This is a genomic window from Paraburkholderia sp. Ac-20336, from assembly GCF_017105025.1.
Classification (GTDB): Bacteria; Pseudomonadota; Gammaproteobacteria; order Burkholderiales; family Burkholderiaceae; genus Paraburkholderia.
This window is the reverse complement of record NZ_JAAGPS010000017.1, coordinates 48,877-72,166: the sequence shown is the minus strand read 5'-3', so window position 1 is coordinate 72,166 and position 23,290 is coordinate 48,877. Positions and strand designations below refer to the sequence as shown.

Here is a 23,290-nt window from a genome sequence, read left to right as displayed (position 1 = left end):
CTCCCAGTAGCGGCTGTCGGTCCAGACGCCCGCGAAATCAGCAGTCACGATCAGCGTGCCGGCCGAACCGGTGAAGCCCGACAGCCACTGGCGGCCCTGCCAGCGCCCCGGCAGATATTCGGACAGGTGCGGGTCCGCGGACGGCACGAGGTAAGCGGCGAGGCCTTCGCGCGCCATCGCGGCGCGCAGGCTCGCAAGGCGCTCGGGAATGGAAGAGGTTTCGGGGAGTCGAGCGTTCATGGTGTTACCTGCAAAGATTCATCGATGGATTGATCGGCGCGGCTATGGGTGCGTTCATCGACGCGTTCATCGGCGCACTCGTCAGCACATTCATCGGCGGCGGGTCCGGTCCGCAAAGAGGCCGACCGTCACGCCGACGGCAATGAGCGCAACGGCGGTGCACACCGGCCATTCGAGCATATCGCCGTCATGGAAGAAGCCTGTCACGTTGCCGGCCATGCGCGCGACGCTCGTGCCGAGCACGCCGGCCAGCAGCGCGATCCACCAGCGGACACGGCTCGAGCGGCGCAGCGGATGCAGCCACCAGCCCGCGAGGCCGACCGCCACGCCTAACACGAGGATACCTGGCCAACCCATCAGGAATAGGCTCCTGAACGGAATTCCCGATGAGTTTCCAGATGACCTTCGAAACAGTCTTCGAAGCGAGCGTCAAACCGAGCTTCAAAGCGGTCTTCAAAATGGGCCTGAAGGCGGCCTTCCTGGCGGGACAAAATTATTTTCGGATTTATCTGATAGGCGAAAGTAGCTGGCAAAGCTAGCATTTTTGCCTCGTTAACTATAGAAGTTCAGCACGGCGCTTTCCGCATAGCGGTTGAGTTTAGGGGTCGGGGTTTGGTTAGGCAAGTTGTCAGCGTGACGAAAAAATCGGACTCCCCGCCGTTGCCAGGCTGACGCCGCGCCATGCGCATCGCCCTTATCGAACCGGACGTGCAACACGCCAAACTGGTCGACCGGCTCATCTTCGCCGGCGGCCATGTGTGCCAGCACTTCACCACCAGCGCCAAGTTCCTGCAGCGCGCCCGCGACGAATACTTCGACCTTCTGATCACCGAAAGCTGGGCCGGCGACCATTGCGCCGAGGACGTGATCCCGCGCGCACGCTCGATCCTGCCGGGCCTGCCCATCATGATGATGATCACCGAGCCGCGCGAAAGCCAGATCGTCGCCGCGCTGCACGCCGGCGCCGACGACTGCCTGAGCAAGCCGGTGCGCGGCCCCGAAATGCTGGCGCGCGTCGAGGCGCTGCAACGCCGCGCGGGCCTGCGGCGGCCGGCGAACCGGCGGCGCAACGTCATCGGCGGCTATGCGTTCGACGCCGCCAGCTTTACCGTGACCTTCCGCGATCTGAGCGTCATCCTGACGCCCAAGGAATTCCGTCTCGCCCTGCTGCTGTTCAGCAACCTCGCGCGCCCGGTGCCGCGCGCGCACATCCTCGAAACCGTGTGGACACGGAGCCGCGACGTCAAGTCGCGCACCGTCGACACGCATGCGTCGCGGGTACGCACCAAGCTGCAGTTGCGCCCCGAACTGGGCTATTCGCTGGTGCCGGTCTATGGTTACGGCTACCAGCTCGACCCGGTTCCGCTGGAAAACGCGGCCGACGCGGGCTGACGCATGCGGGGTATGCGGCGTGCAGAATGTGAAAATCGAGGAAACGCTATAATATGGAGCTGAACGATAGCTCCCCAAAATGCAGCTTCTAACGATCGGAATCAACCATCACACTGCGCCTGTCGCCTTGCGCGAACGCGTGGCGTTTCCGCTCGAACAGATCAAGCCCGCCCTCGACACCTTCAAGGGCATCTGGCTGGGCCGCATGGCGCCCAATGCGCCGGAAGCGGCGATCCTGTCCACCTGCAATCGCACCGAACTCTATTGCGTCACCGACGACCTCGCCGCGCGCGAGGCCGCGATCCAGTGGCTGTCGAAATACCACAACCTGCCGATCGACGAACTCGCGCCGCACGTCTACGCGCTGCCGCAATCCGAAGCGGTGCGCCATGCGTTCCGCGTCGCGTCGGGGCTCGACTCGATGGTGCTCGGCGAAACGCAGATCGTCGGACAGATGAAAGACGCGGTGCGCACCGCGTCCGAAGCCGGCGCGCTCGGCACCTATCTGAACCAGTTGTTCCAGCGCACTTTCGCCGTCGCGAAGGAAGTGCGCAGCACGACCGAAATCGGCGCGCAGTCGGTGTCGATGGCTGCCGCCGCGGTGCGGCTCGCGCAGCGCATTTTCGACAAGATCGCGAATCAGCGCGTGCTGTTCATCGGTGCGGGCGAAATGATCGAGCTGTGCGCGACGCACTTCGCCGCCCAGCATCCGCGCGAGCTCGTCGTCGCGAACCGCACCGCCGAGCGCGGCATGCGGCTCGCCGAGCGCTTCAACGGCCGGGCGATTCCGCTGTCGGAACTGCCGGCGCGCATGCACGAATTCGACATCATCGTGTCGTGCACGGCGTCCACCCTGCCGATCATCGGCCTCGGTGCGGTCGAACGCGCCGTGAAAGCGCGCCGCCACCGTCCGATCTTCATGGTCGACCTCGCCGTGCCGCGCGACATCGAACCCGAAGCCGGCCAGCTCGAAGACGTGTTCCTCTACACCGTCGACGACCTCGGCGCGATCGTCCGCGAAGGCAATGCGTCGCGGCAAGCCGCGGTCGCGCAGGCCGAGTCGATCATCGAAACGCGCGTGCAGAACTTCATGCAGTGGCTCGACGCACGCAGCATCGTGCCGGTGATCCGCCACATGCACACGCAGGCCGACGCGCTGCGCCGCGTGGAAGTCGAGCGCGCGCAGAAAATGCTCGCGCGCGGTGACGACCCGGCCGCCGTGCTCGAAGCGCTGTCGCAAGCGCTCACCAACAAGCTGATCCACGGTCCGACGCACGCGCTCAATCGCGCGAGCAGCGACAACCGCGACACGCTCATCGAGCTGATGAGCGGCTTCTACAAACATTCCGGCTCCTCGGAGCGTTAGCGGCGCTCGCCGCATCGTGCGCGCCACACAGCATGTGGCTCGTCACGCGTCTCCGTCCCGGGCCTTCGCCCGCCCCTGGCAGCCTTCCTTTCCGGAGCCCGCTCCGCTACCCGTCCGATGAAAACGAGCATGCAACGCAAGCTCGACCAGCTCACCACTCGGCTGGCCGAACTGAACGACCTGTTGAGCCGCGCCGACATTACCTCGAACCTCGACCAATACCGCAAGCTCACGCGCGAACACGCGGAGCTGGGGCCGGTCGTCGAGCAATACGCGCTGTGGCGCCAGGCGCAGAACGACGCGGCCACCGCGCAGGAACTGCTCGCCGATGCCTCGATGCGCGATTTCGCCGAAGAGGAAATCCGCGCCGCGCGCGAGCGCATGGAGACACTCGGCGTCGAGTTGCAGAAAATGCTGCTGCCGAAAGACCCGAACGACGACCGCAACATCTTCCTCGAAATCCGCGCGGGCACCGGCGGCGACGAATCCGCGCTGTTCGCGGGCGACCTCTTGCGCATGTATCTGCGCTTTGCCGAGCGCAATCGCTGGCAGGTCGAGATGATGTCGGCGAGCGAGTCGGACCTCGGCGGCTACAAGGAAGTGATCGTGCGGATCGCCGGCGAGGCCGCGTATTCGAAGCTCAAGTTCGAGTCGGGCGGACATCGCGTGCAACGCGTGCCGGCCACCGAAACGCAGGGCCGCATCCATACGTCGGCCTGCACGGTCGCGGTGATGCCCGAGGCGGACGAGATCGGCGAAGTCGAAATCAATCCGGCCGATCTGCGCATCGACACGTTCCGCGCGTCGGGCGCGGGCGGCCAGCACATCAACAAGACCGACTCGGCGGTGCGCGTCACGCACTTGCCGACCGGCATCGTCGTCGAATGTCAGGACGACCGCTCTCAGCACAAGAACAAGGACCGCGCGCTGAAGGTGCTCGCCGCGCGCATCAAGGACAAGCAGGCCAACGAGCAGCAGGCGAAGGAAGCGGCCACGCGCAAGAACCTGATCGGCTCGGGCGACCGCTCGGAGCGGATTCGCACCTACAACTTCCCGCAGGGACGCCTCACCGATCACCGCATCAACCTGACGCTGTATCGCCTCGATGCGATCATGGACGGCGATCTCGGCGAACTGATCGCGGCGCTCGTCAGCGAGCATCAGGCCGAGCTGCTGGCCTCGCTCGGCGACGCGGACTGACGCCGCGCCGGCCCGAATGACTGAATGAAGCCTCGACGATGAGCGACGCCCCCTCGCCTCCCCTCACGCCGCCCGCCACGGCTGGCGCGTTGTTGCGCGCGTCGCCGCTGCCGCGGCTCGAAGCGCGGATTCTGCTCACGCACGTGCTCGGCTGGCGGCAAACGCAGCTGATTACGCGCGGCGACGAAGCGCTCGATCCCGCGAGCGTCGAGCGTTACCGCGTGCTCGAAGCGCGCCGCGCGGCCGGCGAGCCGGTCGCGCAACTGGTCGGCACGCGCGAGTTTTTCGGGCTCGAATTCGCCGTCACGCCGCACGTGCTGATCCCGCGTCCCGAAACCGAACTGCTGGTCGAAACCACGCTTGCGGCGCTGGAACACCGGTCGCGGCCGTGCGTGCTCGATCTCGGCACCGGCACCGGCGCAATCGCGGTGGCGCTCGCGGCAACGCGGCCCGACGCGCGGCTCTGGGCGCTCGACCGCTCCGCCGACGCGCTCGCAGTGGCCTCGCGCAACGGTATGCGTCTGCTCGACGGCAATCGCCCGGGCGGCCCCGTGACGTTTCTGCAAAGCGACTGGTACGGCTCGCTCGACGCGGCGCTGCGCTTTGACGCGATCGTCAGCAATCCGCCGTATATCGCGAGCGGCGACCCGCATCTGCAGCAAGGCGATCTGCGTTTCGAGCCGCGTGGCGCGCTCACCGACGAAGCGGACGGCTTGAGCGCGATCCGCGCGATCGTCGCCGGCGCGCCCGCCCGCCTCGTCGCCGACGGCGTGCTGTGGATCGAGCACGGCTACGACCAGGCCGAAGCCGTGCGCGCGCTGCTCGCCGCGCGGGGTTTCGCAGCGGTCCGTTCGGAGCGTGACCTCGCCGGCATCGAGCGGATCAGCGGCGGCACGTGGCGCGGCGGAGCGGCCTGACCGCGCGCGCCAGCGGAGAGGAAATCGCGCACGCACGGCCCGCCGCACGAACCCTGCCGGACGATGCGGCCCCGGCTGGCCGTACCGAAATCCGCTATCATTTCAGCCTATTCCCTACACATATCGGAACCGCAAGGTCAGCCATGGATACGCAACAACGCATCAAGCAAATCGTCGACGGCAACAACGTCGTCCTCTTCATGAAGGGCTCGGCCCAGTTTCCGATGTGCGGCTTTTCCGGCCGTGCCATCCAGATCCTGAAGGCATGCGGCGTCAGCGAAATCGAGACCGTCGACGTTCTCAAAGACGACGAAATCCGCCAGGGCATCAAGGTGTTCTCGAACTGGCCGACCATTCCGCAGTTGTACGTGAAGGGCGAATTCATCGGCGGCTCTGACATCATGATGGAGATGTATGAATCGGGCGAACTGCAGCAGCTGTTCGCGGCCGCCTGACGTTCGCTCCCCACGGGCGCCGCAAGCCATGGAAACACGCGCTGCGGCGCCCCGCCGGCTGATCGTCGCGATCACCGGCGCGACCGGCGCCATCTACGGCGTCCGGCTGCTTGAAACGCTGCGCCGGCTTGGCGGCGTCGAAAGCCATCTGCTGGTTTCAAGCGCGGGATGGCTCAACATCCAGCACGAACTCCAGTTGGGCAAGGAAGACGTGCATCCGCTCGCGGATGTCGTCCATTCGGTACGCGACATCGGCGCGAGCATCGCGTCGGGCTCGTTCGCGACCGACGGCATGATTGTCGCCCCCTGCTCGATGAAGACGCTCGCGAGCGTCGCGCACGGTTTCTCCGACAACCTCGTCACGCGCGCCGCCGACGTCACGCTGAAGGAACGCCGCCGGCTCGTGCTGCTCGTGCGCGAAACGCCGTTCAACCTCGCGCATCTGCGCAATATGACGGCCGTCACCGAAATGGGCGGCGTAATCTTTCCGCCGCTCCCCGCCTTTTATAACCAACCCGCTTCGATCGACGAGATGGTCGATCACACGGTCGCGCGCGTGCTCGATCTGTTCGCGCTCGGCCCGGCGCTGTCCCCCGCCTGGAAAGGGCTGCGCAACGCGCAGGACTGACGCCCGGCACCGCGGCTCGCGGCACCGGCGTACGTGCCGCGCCCTCTGGCGGCTCTGGCAGCGACACGGGACGATTAACAACATCGGCGACACAATCAAATCCGCTTTGGCCCGTTTATCAAGCAGCCGTGCGGACTTATATTCGTGGTAATTCAATCTCCACGCCGCGACCGCAAGGCCGCGTTGTCGCCATGAACCGCTTACCTTCGCTTTTTCTTTCCCACGGTGCGCCTACGTTGCCGATCGATCCGTCGATGCCGTCCGCTGAATTCGGCGCGCTGAGCGCGCAACTGCCGCGTCCCGAGGCCGTGCTGATGCTGTCCGCCCATTGGGGCAGCGCCCAGCCGCTCGCGAGCATCGCGACGGCGCCCGAGACCATCCACGATTTCTACGGCTTTCCGCGCCAGTTGTACGAAATCCAGTACCCGGCGCCGGGCGCGCCCGACGTCGCGCGCAGCGCCGCCGCGCTGCTCGGTGCGAACGGTATCGCCGCCGACGTTCAGCCGCACGGCCTCGACCACGGCGCATGGGTACCGATGCTGCTTATGTTCCCGCATGCCGACGTGCCGATCGCGCAACTGTCGATCCAGCCGCATCTGAACGCGGAACATCATTTCCGCGTCGGCCGCGCGCTGCGGGCGCTGAAGGACGAAGGCGTGATGGTGATCGGCTCCGGCCAGATCACGCATAACTTGCGCGCCGCCGATTTTTCGGCGCGTCCGGAAGATGCCGATCCGCGCGTCGCCGAATTCACCGGCTGGTTCGAGGAGAAGCTCGCCGCACGCGACATCGACGCGCTGCTCGACTATCGCCGCCAGGCGCCGCACGCGGTGCTGATGCACCCGACCGACGAGCATCTGCTGCCCGTCTTCGCCGCACTCGGCGTCGCGGACGACGATTATTCGCTGGCGATCCAGTCGCTCGGCACTTACCAGCGCTCGCTGGCGATGACCAACTACGTGTTCGGCTCCGCCTGATCCGGCTTCGGCGCGCGCGGGCCCAACCGGCAACGGATCGCCAACACGCCCGCCGCCGCGCAGCGTCAACAAAAAAGCCCGCCTGAGCAACTCAGGCGGGCTTTGTTTCGTCCGGACCAGACCGACCGCGGTTGCGGTCCGGCAGCTCGGGAGCGCAGCGCTTAATGCGCGCCGATCCCTTCGAGCACTTCGTCGTGCTCTTCGCGCTCGTCGAGATACTCCGAGCGATAGCCGCTATTGACGCCCCAGTAGTAGAACGCCAGCGAGAAGGCGATCACGACCAGCATGTCCCAGCCGTACGGCAAGACGCCGAAGCCGCCGAACTCCTTGCTGCCGATCAGCGACAGAACCGCCATGACCGGCAGATACGCGACCAGCCACCATGCGGCCTTCAGATCGCGGCCCCAGCCCTCGAAGCCCGACTTCGCCTGGAAGTAGAAGTACACCGGCAGCGCGACGACCATCAGCAGGATGATTTCGCCGGTCAGCGGCCACTTCGCCCAGTACAGGATCAGCGAGGCGCAGACGAACGCGAACGGGGCGATCACCTTCATGCCCGCGATCTTCAGCGGACGCTCGAGATCGGCCGCGGCGCGGCGCAGCGCCATCAGGCTGATCGGGCCGGTCAGGTAGGAGATCACGGTCGCGACCGAGATCACCGCCGCGAGCGAGCTCCAGCCGCGGAAGAAGAACAGGAAGATGAACGACACGAACAGGTTGAACCACATCGCCGGACGCGGCACGCCATAGAACGGATGCACCTGGCCGAAGATCTTCGGCATCGTGTTGTTGCGCTCCATGGCGTAGATCATGCGCGTCGTGGTCGCCATATAGGTCGTACCGGTGCCGCTCGGGCTCACGAACGCATCGACGTACAGCAGGATCGCGAGCCAGTTCAGGTTCAGCGCGATCGCCAGTTCCGCGAACGGCGACGCGAAGCTGAAGTGGCTCCAGCCCTTCATCACGTCAGCCGGGTTCACCGAGCCAATGTAGGCGATCTGCAGCAGCACGTAGATCACGAGCGCGAGCAGGATCGAGCCGATCACCGCGAACGGCACGCTCTTCGCCGGATTGCGCGCTTCGCCGGCGAGGTTGATCGGACTCTGGAAGCCGTTGAACGCGAACACGATGCCGCTCGTCGCGACGGCGGTCAGCACCGCCGACCAGCCGTACGGCGCAAACGCGGTGGTCTGCCCGAAGTTCTCGGTGTGGACGCCGGTCAGCATCAGCCCGAGGATCGTGGCGCCGGGAATGATGAACTTGAAGATCGTGATCGCCGTATTGGCGCGCGCGAACAGCTTCACGCCCCAATAGTTCAGCAGGAAGTAGATGATCACGAGCCCGGCGGACAGCAGCAAGCCGTTCGTGGTCAACGATCCGTTGACGAACAGCGCATGAGCCCAGTCGTAGGGCCACGTGCTCATGTATTGAATGGACGCCTCGGCCTCGATCGGAATCACCGATACGATCGCGATCCAGTTGGCCCACGCGCTGATGAAACCGACCAGCGCCCCGTGCGAGTAGCGCGCGTAGCGCACCATCCCGCCAGATTCCGGAAACATCGCGCCGAGTTCCGCGTAGGTCAGCGCAATCGCAAGAATCACAACCGCCCCGATGATCCAGGCGCAGATAGCGGCCGGACCGGCAATCTTTGCGGCCTTCCACGCGCCAAACAGCCAGCCCGATCCGATAATCGAGCCCAAACCGGTCAGCATCAGTGCGAATGGCCCGATGTTCCGTTGTATAGAACTTTTCACGTCTTCTCCTAAATCAGAACCATGCCGGCACCGCGTGACATCGCTTGTGGCGCTGGGAACGGGTGACACGCATGAATGCGCGTCGAAAGAGGCAAATCAGGTGCAACCGACGCGCGGCGCGTAGTTTAACGGTTGCACCGTATTACTGCAGCGAAATCAAGGGTTCTCCCTAGCAAAAAGATGTCCAGATCCGCAAGCTTTGTAAGAAATTTACGACCAAGTCTGTCAAAGTATGGCCGAGAGTCTCACAGACTGTTGACCTTTTGGCGAAATCGCCGTATAAAGTTGGAGCAGGATTTCAAGTGGCGAGTGAAGTGGTTCTTTCGTAGGTCGCCCATCAACGGTACTCCGGTTGGTCCCATTACCCCTTCCTTGATTTTCATGCACCCCCGGGCTTCGGCCTTATTTACCATTTTTAGGAAAAAGTAATATGGAAACCGGTACCGTCAAGTGGTTCAATGACGCAAAGGGCTTTGGCTTCATCACGCCGGACGGCGGCGGCGAAGATCTGTTCGCGCATTTCTCGGAAATCCGCACGGAAGGCTTCAAGACGCTGCAAGAAAACCAGAAGGTGACGTTTGAAGTGAAGACGGGCCCGAAGGGCAAGCAAGCGGCTAACATCAAGCCGGTGTAAGCTCCGCGCTTCCTTCTGGACGCACCCCAAACCCCGCTTCGGCGGGGTTTTTTATTATCCGTCACAAATTGAATGCGCGGATTAACTTCGCAATCCGCTACGGTTTATTTGACGATTATTCGAGATTATCCAAACACGCGCCGGGCATGAATGCCGAGGCCGGTCGCCACACTCGCGAGCCGGTCGCCGAACACCGCTTTCGCATCCGGAAATGCCGCGGCCAGCGCGCCCGACAAAAACGCGAGGCCCGTCGAGCCGCCCGTGAAGTAGACCGCGTCGACATCGCGCGCCGCGACGCCTGCCGCCTGGACCGTATCGCGCGCCGCCTGCACGATGCGCCGCGTTTCGTCATCGCCGGCCTTGATGAGCTGCGCTTCGTCGAACGCGAGGCGCAGGTCGTCTTCCACTTCCTCGAGATCGATCACGGTCTCGCCGCCCGCCGCGACGCCGATTTTCGCCTCCTCCGCATGCGCGGCGAGCGCATGGCCAAAGCGCTGCTCGACGACGCGCATCAGCCGGTCGTGATGCCTTGCGTCGCTGAAAAGATGCCGCATCAGCGCCAGCTCGCTGACGCGCTTCGGTGTGTACACGGTGTTGATCAGATGCCAGGTCGCGAGATCGAAATAGATCCGGTTCGGAATTTCGCGGCCTTCCGGATCGAGCGACTGATAGCCGAGTTCGCGCAGGATCGTCGAGAGTTCGACGCGGCGGTCGAAGTCCGTGCCCGCGACGTGCACGCCGTGATGAGCCAGTACGTCGTCCTTGCGCTCGACGCGCTTCATCCGCTGCGGCCCGACGCGCACGAGCGAAAAGTCCGACGTACCGCCGCCGATGTCGGCCACGAGCACGAGCCCCTCTTCCGTCAGATGCGATTCGTAGTCGAACGCGGCGGCGATCGGCTCATACTGGAAATGAATCTCGCGCAAACCGACCGTGCGAGCTGCGGCTTCGAGCTGCTGCTGTGCCATCTGGTCGGCGCGCGGGTCGTCGTCGACGAAAAACACCGGACGGCCCAGCACCGCGCGGTCGATCGCCTCGCCGGCGCTCGTTTCGGCCGAGCGCTTCAGGTGATTCAGGAAAATCGCGATTACGTCCGTATATTTGATCGCGGAGCCGTCGCCGAGATCGGTCGAATTCTCGGCGAGCGGCGAGCCGAGAATGCTTTTCATCGAGCGCATCAAACGCCCGTCGAAACCGTCGATGTAGGCCGCGAGCGCCGCGCGCCCGAATTCGCTGGTGTTTTCGTCGGTATTGAAAAAGACCGAGGTCGGCAGCGTCGTGTAGGCGCCCTCGACCGGCGCGAGCCTTAGCTGCACACCATCGGAAATCGCGACGGCCGAGTTGGAAGTACCGAAGTCAATCGCGCAATAGTTCATGGCAGGAATCGCCGCTCACGGCTGGCGCGGACAGAAAGGGGAGCGGCTTTGTATCACGAAAACTCGGCCAGTATCAACTGAGGTATCCGCGGTGGTCGGGACATCGCAAAACGCGATCCGAACCAGAGCGAACGAAAGCGGGCAAAAACACACGGAACAGATATTGCTCCTTCGGGCAGGATACACCACCAGAATTCGCCATCACGGAGACTTCGAGCAATGAGCGCGCCGCCCACCGCCGCCATTGACGAGAAAAACGCCACGCTCATCGAGACCGATCTGCCCTCGCGGCTCGACCGCCTGCCGTGGGGCCGCTTTCATACGCTGATCGTAGCGGCGCTCGGCGTGACGTGGCTGCTCGACGGCCTCGAAGTGACGCTGGCCGGCGCGGTCGCGAGCGCGCTGAAAACGAGCCCGGCGCTGCGCTTCTCGAATGCCGACGTCGGCCTCGCCGGCAGCGCGTACATTGCCGGCGCGGTGCTCGGCGCGCTCGGCTTCGGCTGGCTGACCGACCGGCTCGGCCGCCGCAAGCTCTTTTTCATCACGCTCACGCTGTATCTGGCCGCGACCGCGGCCACCGCGCTGTCGTGGAATCTCGCGAGCTTCATGCTATTTCGCTTCCTGACCGGTGCGGGCATCGGCGGCGAATACACGGCGATCAATTCGACGATCCAGGAATTTACGCCGGCGCGCGTGCGCGGCTGGACCGACCTCGGCATCAACGGCACGTTCTGGGTCGGCGCCGGACTCGGCGCGGCGGGCTCGCTGGTGCTGCTCGACCCGCACCTGCTGCCGGCCGATTGGGGCTGGCGCGCCTGCTTCTTCATCGGCGCGGTGCTCGCGCTCGCGATCCTGCCGATGCGCGTCTGGGCGCCCGAAAGTCCGCGCTGGCTACTCACGCACGGCGGCGAACGCGATGCGCGGGAGATCGTCGCCGGCATCGAGACGCGCTTTCGCAACGAAGGCCACACGCTCGCCGACGACAGCCTCACGCGGCTGCGGTTGCGTGTTCGCGGCCATACGCCATTGCGCGGGGTGTTCCATACGCTCTTTAACGTGCATCGACGTCGTGCGCTGGTCGGCCTCACGCTGATGACCGCGCAGGCGTTCTTCTACAACGCGATTTTTTTCACCTACGCGCTCGTGCTGACCGATTTCTATGGCGTGCCGGGCGGCCACATCGGCTGGTATCTGCTGCCGTTCGCGCTCGGCAATTTCCTCGGACCGATCGTGCTCGGCCGGCTCTTCGACGTGATCGGCCGGCGCAAGATGATCGCGACGACCTATGCACTGTCGGCGATCCTGTTGACGCTCTCCGGTTACCTGTTCGAGCGGCAACTGCTCACCGTCGTCACGCAGACGGTCGCGTGGATGGTGATTTTCTTCTTCGCGTCGGCGGCCGCGAGTTCGGCGTATCTGACGGTGAGCGAATCGTTTCCGCTCGAAATCCGCGCGCTCGCGATCGCGGTGTTCTATGCGTTCGGCACGGCGCTCGGCGGCATTGTCGGGCCAGCGTTTTTCGGCCGGCTGATCGATACGCACCAGCGCGGCGAAGTGTTTTTCGGCTATCTGGTCGGCTCGGCGCTGATGCTGGCGGCGGCGATCGTCGCGGCGATCTGGGGAGTGGATGCGGAGCGTAAATCGCTCGAACAGGTGGCGGCGCCGCTGTCGAGTGTGGGGGACGATGGGGATCGGCATGGGTAGTCAACGGGACTCTCGACGACCCGGCTCTTTCGCTCATGCCCGATATGTTCGCCACTCATGTTCACGACTCCGCGCCTACGCGCTGTAACGTCACGCGAGTTTTGACACTGTTTCACGAATAAGCAGGTGCCAGCGCCGAGTCATCTTGCGCGCCATGAGCGGCGCAGTGACATTGTGATCCCCGTCCACACAAGGCTTTTCAGCCACGAGGGTTGTGAACGACCACGCAAACAACGCATTCCTATGCGCTCACCACTCTATCCCGAAAAAAATATTCAAATCGCCCTTGGTAGCATGGTTCGGCACTTTTTTTGAGCTATAGACCTTTTCGGTCCGTATTGGGTGAAAGAGAAGATAAATTGAACAACGCGTACGGAGATTTTTGCATGGCCGATATTTTTTTAAAGATTGGCGGCATGGCAGGCGAATCGCAGGATGTCATTCATAAAGGTGAAATCGAACTCATTAGCTGGCACTGGAAGATGGCCCAGTCATCTTCGATGGTCTCCGGCTCAGGTGGTGGCATGGGCAAAGCTACGATCAATGATCTGCAATTCGTTCACCAAATCGATCGCGCCAGCCCCAATCTGATGCGTTATTGTCTCACCGGCCGTCGTATCCCCGAAGCTACTCTGTCGGTACGAAAATCCGGAGGACAGCCGCTCGACTTTCTGACAATCACAATGGGGGATGTTCTTATTACAGCTGTTGAGCCGATTGTTTTCGATTACAACTACCACGAAAGTGTCACCCTTTCCTTCGCTCGCGTAAAGCAGGAATATAAGATCCAGTCTCAGTCGGGCGGCAGTGCTGGTACCGTTACCGCCAGCTTTGATATCAGAGAGAATCGTGAACAATGAAAAGGTCTTATAACTACGTCGCACTGGCAATTGGCGGCGTCTTATTGATTATGGCGGCGCTTGTTGGTTTAAACACGATGGTTTTTTACCGAACCTCTGCTGTTGGTATAGCCAGAGTAGCCCGTCTGAATACGGGTAACCATCACCCTCAAATAGAATTCGATGCCACCAATGGACAGCATTACCGCTTGCCTGCCAGTTCATGGCAGGCAGTAGAAATTGGCCAGAAATTAAGGATTCGCTATAGCGCTGATGCTCCCCGGGCATCTGTGGTAATCGACAGCATCATCGATATCTGGATATGGTTTTTCTTCTTGCTCTTTCTCGCGGCCATGTTTTTGATTGGTGGAGTAAGAGACTTGAGATTTGAGCGAGTAAGTATCAGATGAAGATATTGAGAAAAAGCGGTTGGACATTTGATACGAGTGCCGGCGGTGGGGCTGGCTACGGTATGTTTTCCACCGAAGGTGGAATATTTGTTCTCGATGATCTCGAAGGGAATAGACATCGATATTTTTTTAGTGCGTTCGGCCCCTCGCTTTCATGGGCGCTAACGTCACTTCTGCGTATTCCGAAACTGGCGCTCCCCAAGATTATTGTCAAAGGAGATGAATTGAGTGGATCGGCGGCTACGTCCAATTTCAAAAGCTATGGAAAACTTTTTCTAACCGAAAGCTTCAAAAGGGGTGGATTTGAAGGCCCCGCGGAGCCTCGAGGGTGGAACGGTATATCTGGAAGGGGCAGGAGGATATCTGCTGGGCGGCAACGGATCGTTAATGATGCTAGGGATCAGCCGAGCCTTGCTTTTGATGGAAGTCGCCAAACCAGATTTGATCGGCATGGCGATTCGAAGCGCTCCAGCAGCTTTGACAATGGCAGGCGTCAACGAAGGCCTACAGAATATGGCGGGCCTGGCATTCATGCTAGGGCAAATTACCTATAAGGGCCTTTACTCCGACGACTCGGACTGACATCACTCCTGTACGCCCCGCATAACCCACGAAAAAAACGCGCGAACAATGCCGCGCGTTTTTTATTCAGCCACTCACGGCAAGTACCGCGAATCAGCCTCTCAAAAAGCCTTCTTCCACCCACCGCCATACGCGATGTCCGCGAACGGCGCACGCTGGCGCGCCGCCTTCTCGCGTTCGCGCAGCACCGGGTCCAGTTTCTCGACGTCACCATAATGGCCCAGCGAAATGACCGCGATCGGCTCGACGTCGCTCGGCAACTCGAAGGCCGTGCGGAATGCGTTCACGTCGAAACCGCTCATCTGATGCGCGGCCAGCCCGAGCGCATGCGCCTGCAATACCAGCGACATGGCCGCCGCGCCAGCATCGTATTGCGCGCAGCGATTCACCTCGCCCTTGTTCGTGAGCGTGTGCGCGGTCACCACGATCAGCACCGGCACGGGTGCATTCCAGCCTTGGTTAAACGGTACCAGCGTGGCAAAAGCCTTCTTGAATGCAACTTCGTCGACGCTGCGATCGAAGACGAGAAAACGCCAGGGCTGCGCGTTGTACGAAGACGGCGCCCAGCGCGCCGCTTCGAGCACGGCGCGCAGCTGCTCGCGGCTCACCGGCTCGCTCGAATACGCGCGCGGGCTCCAGCGGCCTGCAATCAGCTCGTGAATGGCAACTTCAGTAGAGGCGGGTTTGTTGGTCATGCGCTTCTCTCGGTGGAAATCCATGATCGCCGGGCGGCTGCCCGGGGCCACATAGGATAACGGGCTTTCGGCACACGCTCCACCGGGCGGGACGGTCGTATGCGCGCTAGCCGCAAAAAGCGGACGGCCCCGTTGCGGGGCCATCCGCTGCTGCGTGTTTTACGACGCCATCACACTGGGCAAACAGCGTTAGACCGCCTGCGGCGTCGGCACCTTGGCCGGCCGGTTGATACGCAGCACGATCACCGCGGCGACGAGGCACAAGCCGCCCGAGATCATCGACGCCACAGTGTAGGTGCCGAGGCTCGCGCGCAGCATGCCTGCGCCGAGCGCCGCAAACGCAGCACCGAGCTGGTGGCCCGCCACCACCCAGCCAAACACGATCGGCGCCGATTCCTTGCCGTAGACGTCGGTGGCAAGACGCACGGTAGGCGGCACCGTGGCAATCCAGTCGAGGCCGTAGAACACCGCGAACAGCGGCAAACCGAAGAAGTCGATACCGAACGCGTGCGGCAGATACATCAGCGACAAACCGCGCAGGCCGTAGTACCAGAACAGCAGCACGCGGCTATTGAAACGGTCCGACAGCCAGCCCGACAGCGTCGTGCCGAACAGATCGAACACGCCCATCGCAGCGAGCAGCGACGCGCCCTGCACCTCGGTCATGCCGTAGTCGCCGCACATCGCGATCAGATGGGTGCCGACATAGCCATTGGTGCTCGCGCCGCAAATAAAAAAGCTGAAGAACAGCAGCCAGAAATCGCGCGTCCGGCTCGCCGACGCGAGCGTGCCGAATGCGATCGCCAGCGGATTCTGCTTCGTGACGGTCTTGGCGAGCGGCGCATCGTGCGGCTCGCCGTACGGGCGCAGTTTCATGTCTTCCGGATGCTCGGGCAGCAGGAACGCGACGAGCGGAATCACGATGCCGGCCGCGAGCGCCACGACCCACACGACCTGGCGCCAGCCGTAGTGCTCGGCGATCGCCGCGAGCATCGGCAGGAACACGAGCTGGCCCGTGGCCGAACTGGCCGTCAGGATACCCATCACGAGACCGCGGCGCGTCGTGAACCAGCGCGTCACGACGGTCGCCGACAACGATAGCGCCGCCACGCCGGTCGAGCCGCCGACCATCACGCCCCAGATCAGCACCATCTGCCACGGGTGCGCCATCAGCGACGACAGCGCCACGCCCGCCGCCATCGTGGCGAGCGCGGTCAGCAGCGTGGGACGCACGCCGAAGCGCTGCATCGCGGCCGCCGCGAACGGCCCCATCAGGCCGTACAGCGCAATGTTCACGGAGATCGCCAGCGAAATCGTCGCGCGGCTCCAGCCGAATTGGTGTTCGAGCGGCACCATCATCACGCTCGGCGTGGCGCGCGTGCCCGCCGCGGCGAGCAGCACCAGAAACACCACGGCGACGGTCAGCCACCCGTAGTGGAAACGCCCGCCTATCAGTCTCGCAGCCCAGTTCATCGGTTCTCCAGTCGACGCGCGCCGTGCAGCAGCGCCGCGCGTATCGTTACGGCTTCGGCAAAGGAACTTGTGACAGAGCGGTCACAATAGTGTTGCGATCTTAGTTACCGATCGGTAACATGTCAAGGCGTCAATTTCAGCAGGTATCCATCCATGTCCGATAGCGAAACTCCCAAGCCTTCTCCGGCACGGCGCGCGCGCGGCGTGCCGACGGCCGGGCCGCAGGCGCAGCGCAATCTGTTGCGCGCCGCGAGCGAACTGTTCTATCGCGAAGGCGTGCGCACGGTCGGCGTCGATGCGGTGGTCGAGCATGCCGGCGTGAACAAGATGAGTCTGTACCGGCAGTTTTCGTCGAAAGACGAGCTCGTGATGGCCTATCTCGAACAGAAGGACGAGCAGTTCTTCGGCTACGTGGAAAAAAGCTTCGCCAAACATCCGGGCGAACCGGCAAAGCAGCTTCAGCAGTATTTCGACGATCTCTCGGTGCGCGCATCCGTCGAGAACTATCGCGGCTGTCCGTTCGTGAACGTCTCGGTGGAATTCGCGGATACCGGGCATCCGGCGCGGCAGTTCGTGTTCCGCAACAAGGGGCGTCTGATGGCGCGTCTGCTCGACCTGTCGACGGCGGCCGGCGCGGACGATCCGGCCGCGCTCGCGAATGCGCTCGGCTTGCTGATCGAGGGCGTGTATGCGGCGAGTCAGACGTACGGGCCAGGATGCGGGCCGATTCTGGCCGCGCCGAAGGTTGCCGCGCAGTTGATCGCCGCAGCGTGCGGTGGGCCGCAAGCGCGCCGGGTTGGCGCCGATCCACGCCGCTAGAATAGCCCTTTTACCCGCCTCGTCCGTCCCATGCCGTTGCCCGCCGAATCTCACGACACCGTTATCGCCGCAACCCGCCACTGGCTGACCGAGGCCGTGATCGGGCTCAACCTGTGCCCATTCGCCAAAGCCGTGCATGTGAAAGGGCAGATTCGCTACGCGGTCAGCGACGCCGAAGACATGGAAGCGGTGCTGGCCGATCTCGAAGCCGAGCTTCAGGCACTCGTCGATGCCGATCCGAATGCCGTCGACACCACGCTGCTGATCCTGCCGCGCGCACTCGGCGATTTCCTCGACTTCAACGATGGCCTCTACTTCGCGGACCGGCTCATCAAACAGTTGCGACTCGAAGGGATCATCCAGATCGCGAGCTTTCATCCGTATTACCAGTTCGAAGACAGCGAGCCCGACGACATCGAGAATTACACGAACCGGGCGCCCTATCCGATCCTGCATCTGCTGCGCGAAGACAGCATCGATCGGGCCGTGGCAGCGTTCCCCGAGGCGGAAGAGATCTACGAGCGCAATCAGGACACGCTGCGGCGCATCGGTCTCTCGGGCTGGAATGCGTTGATGAAACGGTGAAGCGGTAAAGCGCGCCACGCTAACGGCTATTCACGCCGTGCGCCAAACCGCCTGCCCACCAAACCGACGAACTCAAAGAGACGTCAAGCAAAGACTTCAAGCCGGCAAAAAGAACCGCTCTTTCAACGCCTCGAGCCCGAGCGTGTCCATCACCTCGGTCAGCCGTTCGGCCGGCCGGCGCCGCGGCAGATCCTTGTAGTGCGCGACGATCAGCTCGTTTTTCATCGAGTGTTCCCAGCCGACCAGCTCGGTCACGCTGACCTGATACCCGTGCGCCTCGAGTTGCAGACAGCGCAGCACATTGGTGATCTGGCTGCCGAATTCGCGCGTATGCAGCGGATGTCGCCAGATTTCCGTCAACGCGTTCTTCAGCGACCGTCCCTTGTTCTGCCGCAACACGCCGGCCACTTCAGCCTGACAACACGGCACGACGACGATGTACTTCGCGTGCTTTTCGAGCGCGAAGCGGATCGCATCATCGGTCGCGGTATTGCACGCATGCAGCGCCGTCACGATGTCGACCTGCGCGGGCAGACGCGTCGACGTGATCGACTCCGCCACCGACAGATTCAGGAACGACATCCCCTTGAAGCCGAGCCGCGCGGCCAACTCTTCGGACTTCGTAACGAGTTCTTCGCGCGTTTCGATGCCGTAAATGTGCGAAGCCCCACCTGCGGTGTCCTGAAACTCCTTGAAAAAAAGGTCGTACAGAATAAAACCGAGGTAGGACTTGCCCGCGCCGTGATCGACGAGGGTCAGGCCGTCTTGTGCGCTCTTGAGGTCTTTGAGCAACGGCTCGATGAACTGGAACAGGTGGTAGACCTGCTTCAGCTTGCGGCGGCTGTCCTGATTCATCTTGCCGTCGCGCGTGAGGATATGGAGTTCCTTCAGGAGTTCGACGGACTGGTTAGGACGGATTTCGTGAGATTTACCTGACATCGTGTAAGCCGGCATCAATTACAACGCGAACGTGCGACAGATGACGGAAAAAGAGAAAAGTTGCTGCCAGTTTACCCAAAGTGCGACGCTCCCCGCGAGGAAGCCGTACGAATCATGCAAGGCATGCCATCAACCTGGAACACTTCCTGCTCGGAAAGCGACGCGCGGAGGCGTCGCGGGAATGGCCTGAAGACAGCTTATGCGCCGGCCGGGCTCCCGGGTCCAAGCCGTGTCGCCAGAAACAGGACGCTGCAGGCGCAACGCCGGACACGCGAACCGAAAGCATGTGGGGAGGACGGTCCCGGAACACGGACCGAACGTTACGTAACCAGCGGCACGTCCGGATCGCAACCGGACGTGTGCTCGGATGATAGATGAGGCAGCAATGGATACGGTACCCAACGGCAACGTTGAACAGAAGTTTCAGGAAATGCTGGCAAAGCTCACCACGACGCCAGCCTGGTCGGAGAAACAGCAGCTCGAACTGGAGATGGCGCGAGACATCTCCACCGAAATGCTGCGGCTCGCGGAAATCATGCGCGACGGCAGCGTCGATCTCGAAACGTGCCTCACGATGCTCAAGTACGCGAAAGTACTCGACTTCGTGATGACTACGCTGGCGTCGCGGCGCGACATCAAGCCGCAAACGCTGCGCGTCATCTTCAAGCTCGCGGGGCTGAAAGTGGACGAAGCCTACCCCGGCTAGCAGTTCGGGAGCGCGGCGCGAATCGCCGGATGCCTGGCATTGCGTAATGAACCCCCATATACGACGATCCGCCATGACAATGCGCGAGCGGCTGGACGCCGCTCGCGATGCAAGGCCTCTGCTCTTTTGAGTCGCTCGCGACGCTGCCTTCCATTCACGCCTGCGGCGCTTCGAGCGGCGGCGTTCCCTCATGAAATAGCGTTTTGAGCTGCGTGCGCAGTTCCGGCGAATCCGCATGTTTGTGAACCGAGACCGCGTGCTGGACGGCAGCTTCGAGCAATTCGCTCTCGCTGTCGGCGGACAACGCAACGGTGCAATGCATTTCGCTCGGAAACTCGCGACAGTCGATGTATTGGCGGCTCATGGCAATCTCCTTGATAGAGACGATCGGCCCTTCCATCGATTGAACGCGCGAAGCGCGTCGGCTGCCATCTGACGCGATGGCGCTGCCGCGCATGGCGACGGCGGGCATGTCGTCGGCGGGCGACACGGCGCAGCAAAGCGAGGGGATCAACGCGGTGATCGGCGGGGGAACGACGCGAACGGCGTCCGATGGAAGGTGTTTGAAAAGTATAGGTCGCGAGGGTCGGCAGCGATGCGGCGAACGCCATGCACAGCAACGCCGGGGGCGACGGAATCCGGTATTTTCCGGCCCATCCGCACCGCGCCGAACGTCGTGTCTGTGCCGGTATCGGTACCCGGCCGCGTTTGCTCCCTGCTGCGTGCGATGTGACAATGACGCCCTTCGCGCTGCGGTCCGCTCGTTCCGCGAACCCGGCGCTGCCAGCCCCGCTTATCCGCAGAACCGCATGCCATCCTCGCTCGATTCCCCCTGCGTCGCCGTGATCGGCGGCGGCCCCGCCGGCCTGATGGCCGCCGAGACGCTTGCCCGGCGCGGCGTGCAAGTCCACGTGTATGACGCGATGCCGTCGGTCGGCCGCAAGTTTCTGATGGCGGGCAAAGGCGGCATGAACATCACGCATTCGGAACCGCTCGAACCGTTTCTTGGACGCTACGGCGCACGCCGCGCGCAGATCGAGCCGCTCCTCGACGCGTTCGGCCCCGATGCGCTGCGCGTGTGGCTGCACGAGTTGGGCGTCGAGACGTTCGTCGGCAGTTCGGGGCGAGTCTTCCCGTCCGACATGAAGGCCGCGCCGATGCTGCGCGCGTGGCTGCATCGGCTACGCGAAGCGGGTGTGCAGTTTCATATGCGTCATCAATGGAGCGGTTGGGCCACGACTTCCGGCGACACCGCGGCTCACACGCTTCGGTTCGACACACTGGGCGGCGAACAGACCGTCAGCTGCGACGCCGTGGTGTTCGCGCTCGGTGGCGCGAGCTGGCCGCGCCTCGGCTCCGACGCCGCATGGGTGCCGCTGATGGCCGCGCGCGACATACCGGTGACGCCGCTGCGCCCCGCGAACTGCGGCTTCGACGCGGACTGGAGCCCTTATCTGCGCGAGCGTTTCGCGGGTCAGCCGCTCAAGCCCATCGCGATCACACTCACCGATTTAGACAAAAAAGTCCACAATCGACAAGGTGAAGCACTTCTGACTGAAACGGGCCTCGAAGGGAGCCTGATTTACGCGTTGTCGGCGCCGATCCGCGAGCGGATTCTGGCCGACGGCGACGTCACGATTTCGCTGGATCTCGCGCCAGGCTTGCCTCTCGAGCGAGTCGTCGCGGAAGTGACGCGCCCGCGCGGCTCGCGTTCGATTGCGAGCCATCTGCATGGCCGGATCGGGATTGGCGGGGTCAAACTGGCGCTGCTGCACGAAATTCTGCCAAAGGAAGCCTTCACCGACGCCACCGCTCTCGCGCAGGCGATCAAGGCGCTGCCGGTACGGCTCGTACGGACGCGGCCGATCGAGGAAGCGATCAGCACCGCCGGCGGCATTCCGTTCGAAGCGCTCGACGGCAATCTGATGATCGGGCAGATGCCCGGCGCGTTCTGCGCCGGCGAAATGCTCGACTGGGAAGCGCCGACCGGCGGATATCTGCTGACGGCGTGCTTCGCGAGCGGGCTCGTGGCGGGTCGGGGCGCGTGCGCGTACCTGGAAGCGCGCGCGGCTTCGGTGTGAGGCGCGGATTGTGATTGGGGTGCGGACCGGGGCGCAAATCAAGTGGCAAATCGAGTGGCAAGGATACAGCGCCCCTCACGCCGTTTTCCTTCACCGCACCTTAAGCCGCCACAACGAAGTCACCTCGGCCGCCCGTGCCGCATGGAGCGGATCGTTCCTGTCGCTCGCCTTCGGATGCCGCGGACGAATATCCTCGCGCCCCGCGACGCTGAGCCCCGCGTTGTCGATGGCGGCCAACAGCCATTCGCGCGAGCGCAGACCGAGATGCTCGGCGAAATCGGAAATGATCAGCCAGCCTTCGCCGCCCGGCGACAGATGATCCGCGAGACCGTTGAGGAAACCGAGCAGCATGCGGCTGTCCGGATCGTAGACCGCGTATTCGAGCGGCGATGCGGGCCGCGCCGGCACCCACGGCGGATTGCAGACGACGAGTGGTACCTGCCCTTGCGGAAACAGATCCGTCTGCACGATCTCGACCTGCTGCGCGTAACCGAGACGCGCGAGGTTTTCGCTCGCGCACGCGAGCGCGCGCGGGTCCTGATCGGTCGCGACGATTTTCTGCACGCCGCGTTTGGCGAGCAGCGCGGCCAGCACGCCCGTGCCAGTGCCGATGTCGAAGGCTTTGTCGAGCGCGGGCAGCGGCGCGCGCGCGACGAGATCCACGTATTCGCCGCGCACCGGTGAAAACACGCCGTAGTGCGGATGGATGCGCTCGCCGAGCGCGGGAATCTCCACGCCCTTCTTGCGCCATTCGTGCGCGCCGATCAGACCGAGCAGTTCGCGCAGTGACACGACCGAGGCTTCATCAACGGCTAGCCCGTAGGCTTCCTCGCACGCCTGCCGCACGTCCGGCGCGCGGCGCAGCGAAATGCCGTAATCGGCGTCGAGCGGAATCAGGATCATGCCGAGCGTGCGTGCGCGTTGCGACTGTGCCTGCCGATGCAGATTGAACGCATCGAGCGGCGTCGCGCCCTGCTTGCGCGGCTTGCGTTCGAGCCGGCGCGTAACGGCTTGCAGCAATTGGCGCGCGTTCTGGAAGTCGCCGCGCCACAGCAGGGCCGAGCCTTCGCAGGCGAGCCGGTAGGCCGAGTCGGCGGTGGTGCGGTCATCGGCGACGACGACGCGCTTCGGCGGCGGCACGGCCGCCTCGGAACGCCAACGCGCGGTGCGCGGGCCGTCGGCTTCGGGCCAGGTGATAGTTGCGGGAGTTGCGGCGCTGGTCATGAGATCGGGTGGGGTCGATGGTGCGTCGCCGGAGCCGTTGCCCGCTGCTGCGAGCCGGAACGTCCGCGGGCCATACCGGGCGACGCCCGAATAGTACCGTACCGGTGGTGCGTGGACCGGTGGAGCGAGGTGTACGGGGCGTACCGGTGCAGAGGTTAAGGTGAGTTCCGTAGTGCGGTTAGCACGGAAAATAGACTAAAAAGTCCACAATCGACAAGGTGAAAGAGATATCTCTATTTCGAAGTGGCATAGAATACTCTCCATCCATGCAAAGCCACCATAAAATTCTCA

Annotated in this window: 26 protein-coding genes; 17 read left to right on the top strand and 9 right to left on the bottom strand. The window is 63.3% G+C overall.

Features of this window, described 5'->3' with window-relative positions:
• On the bottom strand, nt 1-240 hold a 240-nt coding region (locus GXB81_RS09185; protein WP_205988948.1), incomplete at its 3' end, for an aminopeptidase P family N-terminal domain-containing protein.
• Between the two features lie 90 nt (nt 241-330).
• Nucleotides 331-597 carry a hypothetical protein gene (locus GXB81_RS09180; protein WP_167284153.1) on the bottom strand — a complete coding sequence of 89 codons (267 nt, stop codon included), beginning with the start codon at nt 595-597 and terminating at the stop codon, nt 331-333.
• Nucleotides 598-626: 29 nt separating this feature from the next.
• Here GXB81_RS09180 and GXB81_RS09175 point away from each other — a divergent pair, with 29 nt between their 5' ends.
• From GXB81_RS09175 to GXB81_RS09140, 8 genes are all read left to right on the top strand, one after another.
• Nucleotides 627-779 carry a hypothetical protein gene (locus GXB81_RS09175; RefSeq protein ID WP_205988947.1) on the top strand — a complete coding sequence of 51 codons (153 nt, stop codon included), beginning with the start codon at nt 627-629 and terminating at the stop codon, nt 777-779.
• Nucleotides 780-921: 142 nt separating this feature from the next.
• Nucleotides 922-1,632: a response regulator transcription factor gene (locus tag GXB81_RS09170; protein WP_167045725.1), complete on the top strand. Its 711-nt coding sequence runs from the start codon at nt 922-924 to the stop codon at nt 1,630-1,632.
• A gap of 79 nt (nt 1,633-1,711) precedes the next feature.
• The gene (gene hemA / locus GXB81_RS09165; RefSeq protein ID WP_167045721.1) at nt 1,712-2,998 is read left to right on the top strand and encodes a glutamyl-tRNA reductase; all 1,287 of its coding nucleotides are present in this window, start codon (nt 1,712-1,714) and stop codon (nt 2,996-2,998) included.
• A 117-nt stretch (nt 2,999-3,115) separates the two neighbouring features.
• Nucleotides 3,116-4,198 carry a peptide chain release factor 1 gene (gene prfA, locus GXB81_RS09160; RefSeq protein ID WP_167045718.1) on the top strand — a complete coding sequence of 361 codons (1,083 nt, stop codon included), beginning with the start codon at nt 3,116-3,118 and terminating at the stop codon, nt 4,196-4,198.
• Nucleotides 4,199-4,236: 38 nt separating this feature from the next.
• Nucleotides 4,237-5,115, top strand: coding sequence for a peptide chain release factor N(5)-glutamine methyltransferase (prmC, locus tag GXB81_RS09155; RefSeq protein WP_167045715.1), 879 nt, complete (start codon nt 4,237-4,239; stop codon nt 5,113-5,115).
• A 143-nt stretch (nt 5,116-5,258) separates the two neighbouring features.
• Nucleotides 5,259-5,570, top strand: coding sequence for a Grx4 family monothiol glutaredoxin (grxD, locus tag GXB81_RS09150; RefSeq protein WP_167045712.1), 312 nt, complete (start codon nt 5,259-5,261; stop codon nt 5,568-5,570).
• A gap of 28 nt (nt 5,571-5,598) precedes the next feature.
• Nucleotides 5,599-6,198 carry a UbiX family flavin prenyltransferase gene (locus tag GXB81_RS09145; protein ID WP_167045709.1) on the top strand — a complete coding sequence of 200 codons (600 nt, stop codon included), beginning with the start codon at nt 5,599-5,601 and terminating at the stop codon, nt 6,196-6,198.
• A 191-nt stretch (nt 6,199-6,389) separates the two neighbouring features.
• Nucleotides 6,390-7,175: a class III extradiol ring-cleavage dioxygenase gene (locus GXB81_RS09140; protein WP_167284150.1), complete on the top strand. Its 786-nt coding sequence runs from the start codon at nt 6,390-6,392 to the stop codon at nt 7,173-7,175.
• A 161-nt stretch (nt 7,176-7,336) separates the two neighbouring features.
• Here GXB81_RS09140 and GXB81_RS09135 read toward each other — a convergent pair whose 3' ends face one another.
• Nucleotides 7,337-8,932, bottom strand: a complete 1,596-nt coding sequence (locus GXB81_RS09135) for an APC family permease (protein WP_205988946.1) — start codon at nt 8,930-8,932, stop codon at nt 7,337-7,339.
• Between the two features lie 430 nt (nt 8,933-9,362).
• Here GXB81_RS09135 and GXB81_RS09130 point away from each other — a divergent pair, with 430 nt between their 5' ends.
• Nucleotides 9,363-9,566, top strand: coding sequence for a cold-shock protein (locus GXB81_RS09130; protein ID WP_007180251.1), 204 nt, complete (start codon nt 9,363-9,365; stop codon nt 9,564-9,566).
• A 125-nt stretch (nt 9,567-9,691) separates the two neighbouring features.
• On the opposite strand, the gene GXB81_RS09125 is transcribed toward GXB81_RS09130, so the two are convergent.
• On the bottom strand, nt 9,692-10,942 hold the full coding sequence (locus GXB81_RS09125; protein WP_167045700.1) for an Hsp70 family protein: 1,251 nt from the start codon (nt 10,940-10,942) through the stop codon (nt 9,692-9,694).
• Between the two features lie 219 nt (nt 10,943-11,161).
• Between GXB81_RS09125 and GXB81_RS09120 the strand changes: the two genes are divergently transcribed.
• From GXB81_RS09120 to GXB81_RS09105, 4 genes are all read left to right on the top strand, one after another.
• Entirely contained in the window at nt 11,162-12,646 is a 1,485-nt protein-coding gene (locus GXB81_RS09120) for an MFS transporter (RefSeq protein WP_205988945.1), read from the top strand.
• A 386-nt stretch (nt 12,647-13,032) separates the two neighbouring features.
• Complete coding sequence (locus GXB81_RS09115) at nt 13,033-13,506, top strand: type VI secretion system tube protein Hcp (protein ID WP_205988944.1); 474 nt, start codon at nt 13,033-13,035, stop codon at nt 13,504-13,506.
• Nucleotides 13,503-13,895 (top strand): DUF3592 domain-containing protein, encoded by a 393-nt coding sequence (locus GXB81_RS09110; protein WP_205988943.1) that lies wholly within the window; start codon nt 13,503-13,505, stop codon nt 13,893-13,895. Before GXB81_RS09115 ends, GXB81_RS09110 begins: the two co-directional genes overlap by 4 nt.
• 387 nt (nt 13,896-14,282) lie before the next feature.
• A complete protein-coding gene (locus tag GXB81_RS09105) occupies nt 14,283-14,477 on the top strand; it encodes a hypothetical protein (RefSeq protein ID WP_205988942.1) in 195 nt (64 codons plus the stop codon).
• Nucleotides 14,478-14,578: 101 nt separating this feature from the next.
• Here GXB81_RS09105 and GXB81_RS09100 read toward each other — a convergent pair whose 3' ends face one another.
• Together GXB81_RS09100 and GXB81_RS09095 are read right to left on the bottom strand one after the other, a co-directional pair.
• A complete protein-coding gene (locus tag GXB81_RS09100) occupies nt 14,579-15,172 on the bottom strand; it encodes a nitroreductase family protein (protein ID WP_205988941.1) in 594 nt (197 codons plus the stop codon).
• Between the two features lie 189 nt (nt 15,173-15,361).
• Nucleotides 15,362-16,645: an MFS transporter gene (locus tag GXB81_RS09095; protein WP_167045683.1), complete on the bottom strand. Its 1,284-nt coding sequence runs from the start codon at nt 16,643-16,645 to the stop codon at nt 15,362-15,364.
• Between the two features lie 153 nt (nt 16,646-16,798).
• Between GXB81_RS09095 and GXB81_RS09090 the strand changes: the two genes are divergently transcribed.
• On the top strand, nt 16,799-17,464 hold the full coding sequence (locus GXB81_RS09090) for a TetR/AcrR family transcriptional regulator (protein ID WP_205988940.1): 666 nt from the start codon (nt 16,799-16,801) through the stop codon (nt 17,462-17,464).
• Nucleotides 17,465-17,494: 30 nt separating this feature from the next.
• Entirely contained in the window at nt 17,495-18,049 is a 555-nt protein-coding gene (locus tag GXB81_RS09085; protein WP_167284143.1) for a DUF1415 domain-containing protein, read from the top strand.
• A 96-nt stretch (nt 18,050-18,145) separates the two neighbouring features.
• On the opposite strand, the gene GXB81_RS09080 is transcribed toward GXB81_RS09085, so the two are convergent.
• Complete coding sequence (locus GXB81_RS09080) at nt 18,146-18,988, bottom strand: SAM-dependent methyltransferase (protein WP_167045674.1); 843 nt, start codon at nt 18,986-18,988, stop codon at nt 18,146-18,148.
• 385 nt (nt 18,989-19,373) lie between these two features.
• Between GXB81_RS09080 and GXB81_RS09075 the strand changes: the two genes are divergently transcribed.
• Nucleotides 19,374-19,694, top strand: coding sequence for a DNA-binding protein (locus GXB81_RS09075; RefSeq protein ID WP_167045671.1), 321 nt, complete (start codon nt 19,374-19,376; stop codon nt 19,692-19,694).
• 154 nt (nt 19,695-19,848) lie between these two features.
• Here the strand turns inward: GXB81_RS09075 and GXB81_RS09070 are convergent, their stop codons facing one another.
• Nucleotides 19,849-20,058, bottom strand: a complete 210-nt coding sequence (locus tag GXB81_RS09070) for a DUF1059 domain-containing protein (protein ID WP_167045668.1) — start codon at nt 20,056-20,058, stop codon at nt 19,849-19,851.
• A gap of 445 nt (nt 20,059-20,503) precedes the next feature.
• Here GXB81_RS09070 and GXB81_RS09065 point away from each other — a divergent pair, with 445 nt between their 5' ends.
• Entirely contained in the window at nt 20,504-21,775 is a 1,272-nt protein-coding gene (locus tag GXB81_RS09065; RefSeq protein WP_205988939.1) for a TIGR03862 family flavoprotein, read from the top strand.
• Nucleotides 21,776-21,865: 90 nt separating this feature from the next.
• Here GXB81_RS09065 and GXB81_RS09060 read toward each other — a convergent pair whose 3' ends face one another.
• The gene (locus tag GXB81_RS09060; protein WP_205988938.1) at nt 21,866-22,999 is read right to left on the bottom strand and encodes a class I SAM-dependent methyltransferase; all 1,134 of its coding nucleotides are present in this window, start codon (nt 22,997-22,999) and stop codon (nt 21,866-21,868) included.
• Nucleotides 23,000-23,290: the final 291 nt, after the last annotated feature.

Coding starts and splice junctions, on each gene's coding strand:
- GXB81_RS09140 (WP_167284150.1), top strand. CDS start 6,390: ATGAACCGCTTACCTTCGCTTTTTCTTTCCCACGGTGCGCCTACGTTG.
- GXB81_RS09070 (WP_167045668.1), bottom strand. CDS start 20,058: ATGAGCCGCCAATACATCGACTGTCGCGAGTTTCCGAGCGAAATGCAT.
- GXB81_RS09115 (WP_205988944.1), top strand. CDS start 13,033: ATGGCCGATATTTTTTTAAAGATTGGCGGCATGGCAGGCGAATCGCAG.
- prfA (WP_167045718.1), top strand. CDS start 3,116: ATGAAAACGAGCATGCAACGCAAGCTCGACCAGCTCACCACTCGGCTG.
- GXB81_RS09175 (WP_205988947.1), top strand. CDS start 627: ATGAGTTTCCAGATGACCTTCGAAACAGTCTTCGAAGCGAGCGTCAAA.
- GXB81_RS09080 (WP_167045674.1), bottom strand. CDS start 18,988: ATGTCAGGTAAATCTCACGAAATCCGTCCTAACCAGTCCGTCGAACTC.
- GXB81_RS09110 (WP_205988943.1), top strand. CDS start 13,503: ATGAAAAGGTCTTATAACTACGTCGCACTGGCAATTGGCGGCGTCTTA.
- GXB81_RS09085 (WP_167284143.1), top strand. CDS start 17,495: ATGCCGTTGCCCGCCGAATCTCACGACACCGTTATCGCCGCAACCCGC.
- GXB81_RS09125 (WP_167045700.1), bottom strand. CDS start 10,942: ATGAACTATTGCGCGATTGACTTCGGTACTTCCAACTCGGCCGTCGCG.
- GXB81_RS09145 (WP_167045709.1), top strand. CDS start 5,599: ATGGAAACACGCGCTGCGGCGCCCCGCCGGCTGATCGTCGCGATCACC.
- GXB81_RS09060 (WP_205988938.1), bottom strand. CDS start 22,999: ATGACCAGCGCCGCAACTCCCGCAACTATCACCTGGCCCGAAGCCGAC.
- GXB81_RS09075 (WP_167045671.1), top strand. CDS start 19,374: ATGGATACGGTACCCAACGGCAACGTTGAACAGAAGTTTCAGGAAATG.
- hemA (WP_167045721.1), top strand. CDS start 1,712: ATGCAGCTTCTAACGATCGGAATCAACCATCACACTGCGCCTGTCGCC.
- GXB81_RS09170 (WP_167045725.1), top strand. CDS start 922: ATGCGCATCGCCCTTATCGAACCGGACGTGCAACACGCCAAACTGGTC.
- GXB81_RS09180 (WP_167284153.1), bottom strand. CDS start 597: ATGGGTTGGCCAGGTATCCTCGTGTTAGGCGTGGCGGTCGGCCTCGCG.
- GXB81_RS09095 (WP_167045683.1), bottom strand. CDS start 16,645: ATGAACTGGGCTGCGAGACTGATAGGCGGGCGTTTCCACTACGGGTGG.
- GXB81_RS09100 (WP_205988941.1), bottom strand. CDS start 15,172: ATGACCAACAAACCCGCCTCTACTGAAGTTGCCATTCACGAGCTGATT.
- GXB81_RS09120 (WP_205988945.1), top strand. CDS start 11,162: ATGAGCGCGCCGCCCACCGCCGCCATTGACGAGAAAAACGCCACGCTC.
- GXB81_RS09130 (WP_007180251.1), top strand. CDS start 9,363: ATGGAAACCGGTACCGTCAAGTGGTTCAATGACGCAAAGGGCTTTGGC.
- GXB81_RS09065 (WP_205988939.1), top strand. CDS start 20,504: ATGCCATCCTCGCTCGATTCCCCCTGCGTCGCCGTGATCGGCGGCGGC.
- prmC (WP_167045715.1), top strand. CDS start 4,237: ATGAGCGACGCCCCCTCGCCTCCCCTCACGCCGCCCGCCACGGCTGGC.
- GXB81_RS09090 (WP_205988940.1), top strand. CDS start 16,799: ATGTCCGATAGCGAAACTCCCAAGCCTTCTCCGGCACGGCGCGCGCGC.
- grxD (WP_167045712.1), top strand. CDS start 5,259: ATGGATACGCAACAACGCATCAAGCAAATCGTCGACGGCAACAACGTC.
- GXB81_RS09105 (WP_205988942.1), top strand. CDS start 14,283: ATGATGCTAGGGATCAGCCGAGCCTTGCTTTTGATGGAAGTCGCCAAA.